The organism is Acinetobacter piscicola (assembly GCF_015218165.1).
In the GTDB taxonomy this organism is placed as follows: domain Bacteria; phylum Pseudomonadota; class Gammaproteobacteria; order Pseudomonadales; family Moraxellaceae; genus Acinetobacter; species Acinetobacter piscicola_A.
In genome coordinates this window covers 1294997-1308314 of record NZ_CP048659.1, presented here as the reverse complement: position 1 = coordinate 1308314, position 13318 = coordinate 1294997, and the positions used below count along the sequence as shown (strand labels likewise).

The 13318-nt window shown below is 45.1% G+C and carries 8 protein-coding genes; all 8 read right to left on the bottom strand.

Annotation, left to right across the window (positions count from 1 at the left end; genetic code table 11):
* Positions 1-26 precede the first annotated feature (26 nt).
* The 8 genes from G0028_RS06340 to G0028_RS06305 are packed head-to-tail and all read right to left on the bottom strand — an operon-like array spanning position 27 to position 13318.
* A complete protein-coding gene (locus G0028_RS06340) occupies positions 27-2549 on the bottom strand; it encodes a hypothetical protein (protein ID WP_180044787.1) in 2523 nt (840 codons plus the stop codon).
* A gap of 2 nt (positions 2550-2551) precedes the next feature.
* Positions 2552-3877, bottom strand: coding sequence for a hypothetical protein (locus G0028_RS06335; protein WP_180044788.1), 1326 nt, complete (start codon positions 3875-3877; stop codon positions 2552-2554).
* On the bottom strand, positions 3870-6410 hold the full coding sequence (locus G0028_RS06330) for a hypothetical protein (protein ID WP_180044789.1): 2541 nt from the start codon (positions 6408-6410) through the stop codon (positions 3870-3872). The genes G0028_RS06335 and G0028_RS06330 overlap by 8 nt, the downstream gene beginning before the upstream one ends.
* 3 nt (positions 6411-6413) lie before the next feature.
* Positions 6414-6998: a hypothetical protein gene (locus G0028_RS06325; RefSeq protein ID WP_180044790.1), complete on the bottom strand. Its 585-nt coding sequence runs from the start codon at positions 6996-6998 to the stop codon at positions 6414-6416.
* Positions 6999-7027: 29 nt separating this feature from the next.
* Positions 7028-8200, bottom strand: a complete 1173-nt coding sequence (locus G0028_RS06320; RefSeq protein ID WP_180044791.1) for a hypothetical protein — start codon at positions 8198-8200, stop codon at positions 7028-7030.
* On the bottom strand, positions 8197-11757 hold the full coding sequence (locus G0028_RS06315; protein ID WP_180044792.1) for a hypothetical protein: 3561 nt from the start codon (positions 11755-11757) through the stop codon (positions 8197-8199). The genes G0028_RS06320 and G0028_RS06315 overlap by 4 nt, the downstream gene beginning before the upstream one ends.
* A gap of 8 nt (positions 11758-11765) precedes the next feature.
* On the bottom strand, positions 11766-12062 hold the full coding sequence (locus tag G0028_RS06310) for a carboxypeptidase-like regulatory domain-containing protein (protein WP_180044793.1): 297 nt from the start codon (positions 12060-12062) through the stop codon (positions 11766-11768).
* On the bottom strand, positions 12059-13318 hold the full coding sequence (locus tag G0028_RS06305) for a hypothetical protein (protein ID WP_180044794.1): 1260 nt from the start codon (positions 13316-13318) through the stop codon (positions 12059-12061). The genes G0028_RS06310 and G0028_RS06305 overlap by 4 nt, the downstream gene beginning before the upstream one ends.

Below are 13318 nucleotides of genomic sequence, written 5' to 3'. Positions count from 1 at the left end.
TGCCATACAGGCAGCTTAATTTTTGGTTAGTAGCTATAGTTATGGTTTTTATTCTCACCCTTAGATTCGGTTGCACTGTAGCCAATTGAACTTGAACCACTACCGCTGATTTGTGCAGATACGTGCATGGCTGACATCGCACCTGCGGCCATCTGAGCATTAAACTGTGCAATGCCTTTCATGCTTTCCGCTGCAAGTTCTGCCTTCTTAATTGCGTGACTGAGATCAACTTCATATTTTTTGATCTGCATTTCAGCATATGCCAAGTTAGTCCGAATATTCATATCAGCATAACGCGCCTGTGTTTCTGCATTGGCGATGCCTGTACGCATTTTCATATCAGCAAATTTGGATTGAGTATCTGCATAGGCCAGATTTGTACGCAAATTTAAGTCAGCATATTTGGCCTGGGTATCAGCATTGGCCAAGGCAACACGTGTACGAGATTCAATATAGCGGTTATAAATATCACTATTGGCAATCGTTGTCCTTAACGCCAGATCTGCATAACGCGAATGTGCTTCTGATACGGCGATTGCAGTACGTGAGCGCATATCAGCAAAGCGTGACAAGGTATCCGAATTAGCAATACCGACACGGATTTTCATTTCAGCATACTTAGATAAGGCATCCGCTAAGGCGATTCGTGTGCGTGAATTAGATTCCACAATATTGCTTTGCGTATTCATCTTTTCAATTGAAAGCTGAATCTGAGACTTCATAGCTTCCAGATTAGCCGTGTATGCTTCTGTTTCAAACTGCAATTTCTTCGACTGCGCATCCATTGATGCACGATACGATTCTGTATTGGCCTGAAACTCTGCAATTCTTACACGTGCCGCTTCCAGCTTCATATCACCTTCTTTCATCTTAATATTTGCTTTAGATGAAATACCTTCGATAGTGGTGGCATAAGTACGTGCCATTGATTCATAGGCTTGAACCTTGGTACCTTCAGCCTTGATCTGTGAATCAAACATTTCAACCTTGATCCGTTCTGCACCGACCTGCTCACTGTATGCCTGTACTTCGGTTTTATAGGCATCAAAGTGACTTTTCACTAGGTCAGCACGTGCAGTTGCACCTTGGATCAGTGCTTTATACACATCCACATTCGACATTACCGCATCAATCTTGGCTTTAAAAATATCGACAGTCTGTTGGTTGATCTGGCCAATCGCCACTTGTGCATCCACCTGGGAGCGAAATGCCGTGATCTTGGCAATGGTGCCTTCAATTTTGGTTTTGTATACGTCAATCATGGATTTAAACGCATCGGTACGTGCATTAAAAATCGAGATTTGTGCATTGAATAGACTAAGTTTACTCTCGACTTGGAACTTGGCTGCATCCATAACATTGCCAACATAGGCAAGCCATAGGTCCTGTTTTAATCGTTCCAGGGCAATGCCTTGCTCGGTCAAGAATCTGATATGTTCAAGCTGCTTTTCAAAAGATTGAATCATAATGTCACGGTTCAGATCCGCAGCTTTTAAACGTGCATCATCCCGGATGGCATCGATCTGCTTTTGGGTAGATCCTTGCGGTAGGCTATAGCCCCGACTGGCCCACTGATCAATCACCTCTTGTACTGCACGTTCGGTTTCACGACTATTGCGTTCACGTGCACGATTGAAAAGTGAAGTTTCAATCTCTACAGGTAAGCCGGTACCGGTAGCAGCGCCATTCATCCAGGCGCGAATTTCAGCGACTAAAGGCTGAATTGCGCTGTCCTTGTTGTAACTTTGATAGTCCGTTGCGGCAATCGCCTGGGCCTGGTGCATAATGCTATCAATATCACTTGGTAGCTCTACACTAAACTCCGGTGGCAATTCATCAAATACCGGCAAGGCTTCTGGCTCATATACCGGTAATGTAATCGCTTGAAGCTCTCCAATTTCAGGCAATACAATTTCAGGTGCGTCAGGGATTTCTACACTGCCAATATCAATATCTGGTCGCACTGGCAAATCAAAATTACCCAGGCTTGGCAATGTTGGAAAGTTTAAGATTGGGTTTTCAGGTGCATCGGGTAAATTCAGATCAGATAAATCCAGGCCGCCTAAAAGCTCTGAAACATCAATATTGACTGTGTTTCGTGCAACGTCAAGTCCACTTAAACTGAGTTGTGGCAGTGTGCCGATTTCAATATTGGTATCGATTTCAGGTAAAGCAAAATTGGTAAGCTCTGATGGAATCTCAATCTCATTCTGCATGATCGGTGCATCAGGCAAATTGATCTCAAGACTAGGAATTTCAGGAGATGTAAGTGCAGCCGGCTTTTCAATATCCAAATCTAATAAATGTGGTGTAGGTACAGTCACATTTAATTCAGGCGTATCTGGCATATCTATCGTTGGAAATTGCGCATTCTCAGGGCGTGGCAATTCTGGTGCACTACCCACCGGTTCGACCGTAACACTAGATAGCGTCGTCATGGCATTACTCATTTCTCCGAGTAACTGATTGCTACGCCCTTCAAAGTATTTCATCTTGTCCTGAACTTCGGAAATCGCCTGATCAACGACATTGAGTGTAGGGATAATCATATTTAAATTCTCCGTTTTGTTTTGGCTATGTTTACAACCATGTCGTTAATATAGGCAGTCGTGCCTTGAATATTGACTGAAAACTCAAAATGCCGACCACGTAAGCCACGGCCAAAGATCACCCGGCCATTGGTTAAATAATCGCTCGGCTCATTTTTGAGTACATAGTTAAATGTTTGTTGGTAGCCGGTTTGAGTGGTTCCTACATCGACCGACAATTGACCATCTAAGCTATACTCCAAAATCATGCTTTCTGGATGGACTAAGCCACCATCTCCTAGATCTAATCTTGCTGTCTTGATCTGTGCAGCGACTACGCCGGAACCTTGTTTAAGTTCTTCAATACCGGTAGCGGTTACGCCATAAAGCTGGCCATCAATCACAATCAATTCTTCATAAGGGAAATCATAGTAGCGGCTCATGTTCCAACCATCGGCCGTTGTGGTCCATGCTCCGATAATTTCTCTACCGTCGTGGTATTCATCATCCAGGAATAACAACTCGGTCACACTTGAGGTTGCACGTTTAATGCCGTCAATGGATTCTGAAAAACTTAAACTGGATTCTGCCAGGCTTCGTACCATCCGTTGCCCTGATACCTGCTCGGCAAACGCCAGGCTTTCAACCACCAGCTCAACCGTATCTGATAATTTTTTAAACTCATCACTAAACTGGATCGTATCTTCAATCGTGTCACTGACTATTCGTACAGCTCGATCATGCAGTTTAAAACTTTCTGATACCTGGCTATGGACAAGATTGTGTTGTTCAACCTGATGGCCAAGTCCTAGTGTTTCAACAATCAGGGTTTTTAACTTTTCACGTGTTGTATCTGATAGGACCAGGCTTTCTTCAATCAGGTCATGTGAACGTGTCAGAGTTTGCAGGCTATCGCTTAATTTCAGACGATCACTGATACTTTGGAATGCAGTTTTATAGGTGAAATGTGCATCGGCCACTTTAAATGGCTCGATGTGTACAGTCTTATAACTAACCTGCTCCACTTCGCCCAGGCCAAGATCCTCAGTTATTAGTTCAGATTGTTTTACAAAACTATGATCAGCTAGGATAAAGACTTCTTCAATCAGTTGAAATTTTCGTACAGAGTGGATCACCTGATCAGCGAAACCAAGCTCGCTGTCTAATCGTCCTTTACGGCGTGATAAATCCTCATCCCCAAGCCGGATGATTTCCTCTACATTATGTCGAACCTTGCTAAGTATCGTTTCAGTAAACTTAAAATTTTCTACATCACCTGAGGTGACTTTTCCAAACGCCTGGGAACTTAATACAATTGTTTCCTGAGTATCATCACGATAACTACTCATTGATCACCCCGATAAAGTGGTATGCGCGTGAGTGGTTCACTAGACTTGTGTAACCCCATCTATAACGCACACCATCGTCATTAGTTTCTGAGATATTGCCATACTCTATGTCCCCGAATACAACCCTACATGCGTCACGATAAAACACGGCACCGTTTGGATCCGGTGAAATATAGAAGTACCAACCGTGAGGGATTTTTTTCATCACTTGGACAGGACTTTCGAGCATGGAAAGTTCTAATGAACCTGCTTCTTCCTGTTCGCTTGATATGACCTTGTAATATTCCTGGACCTGGGGAATACCATAATGCCCATTGCTGTAAACGATTTCGGTCACATCCAGTGGCATACTTGACAACCACGGCCCCTGATTGGCGAAATCGTAATCTGGATCGGGATTAAACACTTCAATCTCAGCCCATACAGGTGAGCCGTCTACCGGAGATGGTTTACCGGTCATCTTCTCCAATGGATCGGTCCAATGCCAGATACGGTCATAGGTCCACATTTTATAAGTGTATGGATCCTGCATGGCGTGAAGTGAAAAGTTTTCGGTTTCATATCGGTGCACTTCTGTTTTTTTGGCCAGAAGTACGGCATTACGGTTGAGATAGGGAATACAGATACCGAGCTCAAGTTTGGCACCTTCTGAAACTTTAGTTTTGGTAAGGTGGGTGTAGTAGCGATTTCTCCAAATTAAACCTTGCATACCAAACGCCACATTAAATCCAGAAAAAGCTGTGCTGTTATAACCCTTATCCTTACCTACGATCGAAGTTTCACGCTTGTAAGGCTCAAGGATTTCACGGTGATCAAAATCTGAGGTGTAAAAATGACCTTGTACCGAGCTGCTGCCGGATGTTTCAACCTCATTCCAGGATCCAACCGCCATCACCTTTTCAAAATCACTTTCTACTTCTTTGCTATAACTACGCATGTCATAAAAATACTTGACGACTTTTAGGTTGTTGCCAATGTAGTAACCAAACATGATAGTGTCGCAGTTAGGTCGCAGATCTTCGGGGATCCGTTCTGTACTGGAAAAGTCAAATGAGATACAACCACCGGCTGCAACAACAGGGAACTTTATTTGCGGCTGAAACTCAGGTAGCGCCGGATGATACAAAAGACCTTCACCTACCTTGCTTACCCTTCCAGTCGCACTGGTGATCGGATCGAGTTCAAGTTGGTCCCACCATTCAATTTCTTTCTCGCCTACACTGATGCCCATATTTGCCCGGGCAATCAGTTGATCTGGTGAGAGACGCAATTTGTAGTAGATAGCATTGCCTTTGGATGAAACTGGAATGAGACTCTTTAACTTTGCCATGTACTGGCTGACAGCTTGTGCATGTTCAGCGTTGATGGTGCTTTCCCTTAGCCATCCACGCTGAGATACTGCAGTGATATTGATACGGATCTTGTAAGCACTTCCAACCACCACACCTTGATCATTGTATTTATAGCAGGTGTGAAAGCCTTCCGAGCCGGTCAGGTTAAATGACCAACCTAAATTCGGACTGTAATGTAAGTGATTAAAAAAATCCTCTACCTCACACACTTTGATAATGACCCCGGCACGTAACCAGAAACCAAAGTCAGTATCTTGAGGAAATCCTTCACCGCTTGGCATCCCTTTGAACCGGTCCAGGATATTTAATATTTCCTGGTCGCCTACTTCCTCCATCCATTCCCGAAACTCCGGTGCTGTGGTTGCAGGGATAACCGGAAGCGGCATTGCATAAATCCCTGTTGGACCAACCCGGACAAGCCACGGATAACCTTCACTGTCAAAAGTAACCGCATTGGTCTGTGTTAGCTTGTAATCAAACTGAAATTTTCCGTCTGCAGGTGGGATGCCGCTATAACCTGGCAATCGGACCTGGAGCAAATATTCTGCAATCGCTTCCCTGTATTTTTCAGGCAAGGAAACTTGAGCACGTTCTAGTGCTGAATCAGGTAACTGATTAAACTGCTGTGAACCATATCCACCAACAATCTGCATGAGCTCTGCCATAGCACCACTGTACCAGGTCGGTCTTTGTTGGGAATATTGCGTCATGTGGAACGGACCAGGATTCTCGGATACAAATTCCGGTACGATCTTTTCATTCGGAGTTATATCGAACCTGGATAGCCTGACTTCGGCTGTTGTAACCGGCTTTTCATACTGACCCAATCGCAGCAATGTTCCATGCGATAGGCGCAACTTAACCCCTTCGTTTTCCCGGATTCTGGATTCCAGTATCACGCCACTGTAAAGCATTGGGATATAGAGCTTGGCAAAACCGTCCAGTACAATTTTTGAAGGATCAAAGACCTGCTTATCGGCAATGATTTTAAATATACCGCCCATATCCTGAACGATAAAAAAACCACCATCCGGCAGATCATAAACCCGCTTGAAGTTTTCGAGCTGTGCGGCTTCCTTAAATGCAAGAAAGCGGTGAATCACCGACGCAATAAAATCGTTATCACGCTGACTGAGTTCGCCGCTAATTACATGAAGCCCATAAGGTCTTGGGCTCGCCATAACTTACACCGTTGCGCTTAGGCGATAGCCGATTTCGTAAATATCACCATTCTGGAATGTTCGCGCTACCGGGTACTTGCTTGCGGAAATCAGTGTACCTGTCGTACCACCTTTGGTTGAGTTGGTCAGTAGTGCTGCACCAGTCACCGTTAAAGTACCTGATGTTGCAATGGTGAGTTGCGCAGCTGCCGCCATGTTGTCAATCGAGTTACCATTGGTGTCCACCGGTGTCCATTCAGGACGTGTGGCATTGGTATAGCCTTCGGTACCACTGACAATCTCAGACGCTACCGCTGCAAAGTTTGCCGCTGTCCAGGTTGCTGCAGGTGCAGTGCTACCACTGAATAAAGCCAGGTAGTATTTCGCCGTTTTAGCCTTACCACCTAAAGCCACGTTCAGGATATGCGAAAGCCCTTCATTCACCACCAGGTTTTCAGCGCGTTCCCATTCACCACCATTGACACGATGGAAGTATTCACCCTTAAAGCTGATACCCCCTAACTTGTCAAAAGAGATCTGGTTATCTGTTTCCGTGTACTCGCCACGTGCCAATGCACCTAACAGTGCAGCTTGATTAATTTTTTCCATTGTCATGACCGAATTAGTTAAACCAGTCCTTAATGTAGAACAGTGACAATTCGATCATCAAACCTTACAGACTGTCCACCTTTCGCGGTGATACCTTTTAATGTGTTGGCATGTGCTTCAACCAGATTCCCAGATGGAGTACCAATGCAATAACCATTTTCAGCCAACCAGATCACCGCTTCCAGACCTTCAGACAATTCACCAAGCAAGTCGCTGTTCACGCGCAAGGCTGTTCCTGGTACCGGCGCCTTGCCGCCTGTTTGTATCATTTGCAGCTGCCGCACATCGTTACCACTCAGGAAAATCACGGTATTGGTCTGTCCGACCCAGATGCCAGATTCTACCGGCTCAACAAAGGTGATCCGCTGCGGTAAGGCAATATAGTCATAGCGTTCATCACACAAATGAAAGTTTAATGCCTGGGAAAAATACAACAGGTTTTTATCTGCAGTCAGCACCCGACCACGCCACAATTTTAAAAACTTGCCGCTGCGCATGGGTGACAGGTGCTTGAACTGTGCCGCACGTGTCAGGTCTTTATCGTGACCAATGGTGAAGGAAGTCGCAGCTATTGCCACGCTTGCCACCTTAAGCAGCTCGGATCCATTACGCTCAGTCATATAAATCACGACCTGATCCGCATCACCGCTGTAGTTATAAGGCAGTATGACTTCAATACCTCCAACACAATCAACAGTGATGGTATCGGATAGGCCGGATTCACGACCATGCTTGGACCAGGATATTGCCAGGTTATAGGTACCTTCAAGCAACGATCCATCTGCAGAATGTGCCATAGGTGCCGGTGGTGTGCTAATGGTCAGCTTCTCAACACTAGATCCATCGTACTTATACAAGTCACTTGAATCTGAAATCAAAATGAAGTTATTCACCACCAGGTAATTTACAACACCGGTTAATTGAATATTTAACTGAACATGCGACCAGTCAGCCGGATCAATCTTGACCAGTTCACCGTTTAAGGTGCCGAATAGGTCCTGGTGCAATGGGCTCTGCCACAAGTTTTTATACTGCACATCAGTCACAGTAGTACCGGTATCGCGCAGCTGTACACGTCCAGTGGAGCTGATATTGACATTGACTGCATCACGCAGTTTTACAAAAGCCGCATCGCCAAAGCTGCTCATGGCTTCATCTTCGGATAGCTGATCTATTCCGCGCAATGGTGTTAATCGTTTCATTCTGGCACGCCTTTTCTGTATTGATCTGAATTACCGTCTGGACGGATATAGTGAACCTTCAAACGTATGTCTGGCACACCATAAGAAGTATTCACAAATGAAGTTGCGTAAATCTGCTTTGGCTCGATGATCACGGGCTTTTTCACCAGTTCCACTTTCATGCGGCCTTTGAAATTAGAAATATCCATTTCCGTTGTAAAACTGTCAAAACCCTTAACACTCACATCACGGACGCGCAAGCCAACAATGGTCTTGCCGAAAACTTCCGCATTAGAGCCTTGAGGTATAGTCGGCATAGGTGCACCTACCCACAAACCACGAGGTTTATAAGGTGTATCGTTTAAGGCACGTGTACCCATTTGCATCGACACCCATCCATTCGGGCGAACGGTGCGATTGAAAAACTCAACCTTCGCATTTCCAAATAGGGAGTTAAGCGCACCACGTCCAACTATGGTTTGTGGGCCGTAGTATTTAGATACTAGCGATGCCCTGCCAAACTCTGCAGAATCATGGCTGTTATATTGTTCCAGTCCTTGAGGAGATCCATCCAGGAAGTAATGCCACCCCATGCGAAATGAAGCGATACCCTGTACTGAAACATAGCGTTTTCGCAACGTGACAGTAGGTGCAGGAATGCTTGTCATCAAATTGCCAACCGCAAGAATCGCTCTATGCTTCAGTACAATTCTTGCGGTACCAAAAATCTCGCCTGGTGGTATCGATGTTCCTACGTGCTCATTGATATAACGGATCACATCGGTTGGATGGTTAATGATAGCTTGTGAAGGCGCGTTCTTTACCGCATAAATGGTATGTGGTGACAGTCGTGGGCGAGTTTGCGCCATTTGTAGCATGTCACCCAATGAAGTTACCTCAATGCTGCGGTTACGCAGACCAATGAATGGCGTGCCAATGGTCATTTCCTGAATACCAGGCTCCACAATAATACCGTTGGATTGTGCTTTCGGTGCCTGTACCACAGCAGCATCAAATCCACGGGCAAAGATCACATTGGTTCTGACCTGCGGTGCTGCCATTCTAGGTGGCTGTATACCCTGCCCTTCAAAATCATCAGGACGCTGATCTTCACCGGCCCAATCCAGAGTAATCGTCTGCAAGCTATATGGCGGTGCTCCGGTCTTGACCACCTTAGTTAGACCTATACGCAGGTTTTCAAATCCGGCCACTGTGATTCTGCGGTCACGGAAAGCAATCCCGGACCGCCCCCACAACTCACTGATGTAACCGTCAATTTTCAAGTCACGTCGATGTAGGTAAATCGATGGTTTGCCAAAATCTTCCATCATGCTGCCGCGCTGACGCAACTCAGGTGTGAGATTGCGCACAGCCGGATCACCAAAATACTCCCGATGATTCCAACGAGGGTTAATCAAGTTCCATTTGATGTTAAGCATGTATGCGCCAAATCGCTCATTTTCAAATCCTGTCGGATCAATGTAGCGTGTATGCAAATCAAGTTTAGGTAAAGGGATCTGCGGTGGCGCAATAGAATAACGGCTTTCAAAGCTCAAGCTGCGAATCCGAAACGACACCATTGGCTGACCAAATAGCATGGATTCAAAGGCACCAATCCACCGGTATTCCCTACGCGTATTGACTAGGCTTGCAGTTCCGAATACGTCATGTTTACTACCTAACAGCCTTAACTGTGCAGCAGCATTCACGATACGTAACCACCCACCCATATAAGGTGATTCCATCCCTTCTGGTCGTAGATGACGGATCCGTGGCGCAATCATACCCTTTTCAGACAGGAATTGATCACGACCTATTGGTGCAACAAGCCGAGCCTTATTATGGATTTCTGCCTGTCCTGAACGGAAGCTGTCCCGACCAAAGGTGCCTATTTCTCGGTTTCGATTGGTAATAGCGGTCCACTGACCAAATTCACCAGGATTTAGCCCATCACCTGAATCATATTTATGCGTGATGTACTGTCGCTTGTTCCATGCCTTGGCAGTACCATAGCGTTCGCCAGGTTGCTGACCAACCGTGAGAAATCCCGGGACGCGCACAATTCGCTTATATAATTCTGCCTTGCTTTCGCCAAAGGCGAAAGAGTTGAGACCCATCGGGTAGAGTTTTCGGCTTTCAGGAATAACTCGTTCACCAAACTTAGTCGCTACAAAGCCTGATGGTGAAATAAACCGGGTACCACCGACACTATGATTACTTTCAAATTCACGATAGATACTAGCTACAGAAACGCTACGCACCCTAAACCATATACGGGCTGTACCGATTGCAGCATGAGTAGTCCCTTTTTGTAGAAGTGCCCTGGATCCATGCTCAACTCGCGGTGAAGGTGGCGTGATCGGTATTAATCCGGTTGGCTTGAATATTCGCAAGCCATACCAGACAGTATGTGAGTTCGGAATCAGTTGTGCAAAAATCCCACCTGCAGGGATATATCGCTGAAAATTGGAAACGACAGGTGAACCCAATGAAGGTAGATTGATGCTTTTAGGTGCGATCTCTGGTGTTTTCCAGAGCGAGTGTTTACCAAAGCGTTCACTTTCAAATTGAGAAATACCTCTGGCCTGAATGCGACGATGACGCTCACTAACCAAAGTTTGACCGAAACCAGTGCTACCCAATCCTTGCGGCGCAAAAGATGGTGTCTTATTCCATATATTATGAATCCCCCAGGCAGACGTATCATAAGAACTGACATGTATATTGGTTAGATTGGAAAATACGTTGGACCAGTCACCATAAGCAGACTGGTTTTCACCGGTTACCACAATAATTCGACGACTATTTCGGGCAGATATATCCCCAAAGATGCCGCCATGCATTTGTGGGCTACCGCTTAGACGAATGAACTGTGTTGGATCAAAGACCTTCGGGAAACCGGAAAGATATGCTGTAATTTTGTCAGGGAAGATATAACGAGGACTATGCGAAATCCATGCAATACCATAAGCACTTGTTACAAAGCCTTTTGGGGAAGGGTTACGCTGTACCACCGGAACACCAAATGACCAGGCTAAAACACCGTTTGGCCTGAGCATTCGAGGTGACACGCTAGGTTGTGGTACCGTTATGTGAGGGATTGCACCTGGTTTTACTTCCTGATTGGCGCGTGTATTGATGACAGTGGGACGACCATAACCCGAACCATTTAAACCGGTAGGACGAACTTGCTTAACACCACCTTGCACATATGTTTTGCCAAACAGTGTATGTAAGATACCCGGAACAGTCACATATTTCCGTAGGTTATATGCAGTAGCACGACCATACTGAATGTGAGAAAACCCAATTAAGGAAATTAGTCGAGCTTTATTTTGTAGTGCTAATTCTCCAAATGACCCGGGACCAATACCTTGGGTGCGCACCGTGACCACAGACGATTTGATGACGGCTTGCCCGAAGGTAGAAAAATCCTCACCTTCCGGGAAGGTATACTGACCTTCATCACCAGATTCACGAAAATCGAATATAATTTCATTGCTTTTCGGTGGAGTATAGTCGCCACCTTCAAAGTTAAAAACTATGTCGTGTGAATCTGGCGGCACATAATTCGTCATCGAAAGGTCTACTTTGCAATTAGGTTGTCAAAGATCATGGCGTTATATTGGTTATTTCTTATAAATGCCAAAGCAAAAAAACGTTTGTTGGGTTGCAGTCCAATAAAAGTGAAACGACCCTGAAAATCAGTAATCGCTTCATAACAAACTTTAGAGGATGATCTCTCAAATAGCACAACTCTAGCGCGTGCAGGCACCCCTTCCAAGCGAACCTGACCAGAAAGTGAAAGCTCCGAATTTGTAGCTAGTCCGTTTGAGTATTGCTCCAAAACACCACTTCGCATACCTATATCAATCATCTTCATACGTCAGCCACCTTTATCAAGATTTGCCCAACGGTGCTTTGATAAGGTGTTATCATTACGGCAATAAAAACCTCGTCGCCATACCTAACATACTGACGATTGATGTAAGGTTTGTCTTGGAACAACCAATATACATCCGGTAATTTCCCTCGCAACACATCTTCATTTAGATAAACCGGTGCGAATGGTGTGATACCACTAGATAAAGACACACTACCTATAGAGTTTGAACTTCCTGAATAATTAGTCAATCCAAGAGAATAGGTTCTGGCTGCAGACGGTTGGTTAGCCTGACTATAAGGCTTTAAAATATATGTGTACTTACTATTGTTTTGCCCATCTATGCCGGTTTGTGAGCCGATGTTTTGTGCAGTATTGGCAGTCACGTAGTTGATGGTTCCGGATAAAAAGAATGATGATGGATCAGAAGGATAGAGCGTTTCAAAATGCCCAAAACCATAACTTAAAGCACTGATGTCTGTCGGGCTTGTTCCGGGGAAAAGATAAAAATAATCAGAAGTGCCAACCAAAATCCATTGGCGATTACCAACCAGTGTATTGGAGCTGTCATTCACATTAAGCGTAGCAGCATGGTTACTTCTTGCATAATACCATTTCATCCAACCGTTATATGCTGATGTGCCAGAACCAGTACCTATCCAATTTTTATCTGGAACAGCAGGGTCGTAAGGTGCTTGCACACCGATCATGGTGTTAATACCAGTCATAAGTTCAACCATACCAACCTTAGCGTACTTGGCGTAATTAGCACCCCATACCGGATCTGGTTCATCTACAACACGTAGGAATGGTCTGATTGGGAGCAATGTATTACTAGATCGATAGGCAGCTTTTCCACCTGCAGTTTCATGAGTGCTAGAGAAAGGTTTCTCCCACCCTAAAGGCGACAAGATGGCTGATATGATTCCGGTGGCTGCGGTACTTTCTGTTTTAGCATCCAATTCAAAGGTGACTGTGGTGCTTGTAGGCACTGTCAACACTTTAAATTCACCATTAAACTCAGCCTGATCTGCACCACTGATTCCAATAACCTGGTACTGCTGCAAGTTATGGGCTGTGCTGAATGTAGCTGTAACAGTTAAATCTTCTACAGTTAATGCGCTTATTGAACCTACAGGAATACCATCGATCAGACAGGCATCAAGCAGGCTAATCATGGAACCATAGGCATTCTGCAATACTGGCGCATTACTGTTGCTGTGAAAGAAAACTTTAATGTCTGTATTAGCAGCCAT

Coding starts and splice junctions, on each gene's coding strand:
- G0028_RS06340 (WP_180044787.1), bottom strand. CDS start 2,549: ATGATTATCCCTACACTCAATGTCGTTGATCAGGCGATTTCCGAAGTT.
- G0028_RS06335 (WP_180044788.1), bottom strand. CDS start 3,877: ATGAGTAGTTATCGTGATGATACTCAGGAAACAATTGTATTAAGTTCC.
- G0028_RS06330 (WP_180044789.1), bottom strand. CDS start 6,410: ATGGCGAGCCCAAGACCTTATGGGCTTCATGTAATTAGCGGCGAACTC.
- G0028_RS06325 (WP_180044790.1), bottom strand. CDS start 6,998: ATGGAAAAAATTAATCAAGCTGCACTGTTAGGTGCATTGGCACGTGGC.
- G0028_RS06320 (WP_180044791.1), bottom strand. CDS start 8,200: ATGAAACGATTAACACCATTGCGCGGAATAGATCAGCTATCCGAAGAT.
- G0028_RS06315 (WP_180044792.1), bottom strand. CDS start 11,757: ATGACGAATTATGTGCCGCCAGATTCACACGACATAGTTTTTAACTTT.
- G0028_RS06310 (WP_180044793.1), bottom strand. CDS start 12,062: ATGAAGATGATTGATATAGGTATGCGAAGTGGTGTTTTGGAGCAATAC.
- G0028_RS06305 (WP_180044794.1), bottom strand. CDS start 13,318: ATGGCTGCTAATACAGACATTAAAGTTTTCTTTCACAGCAACAGTAAT.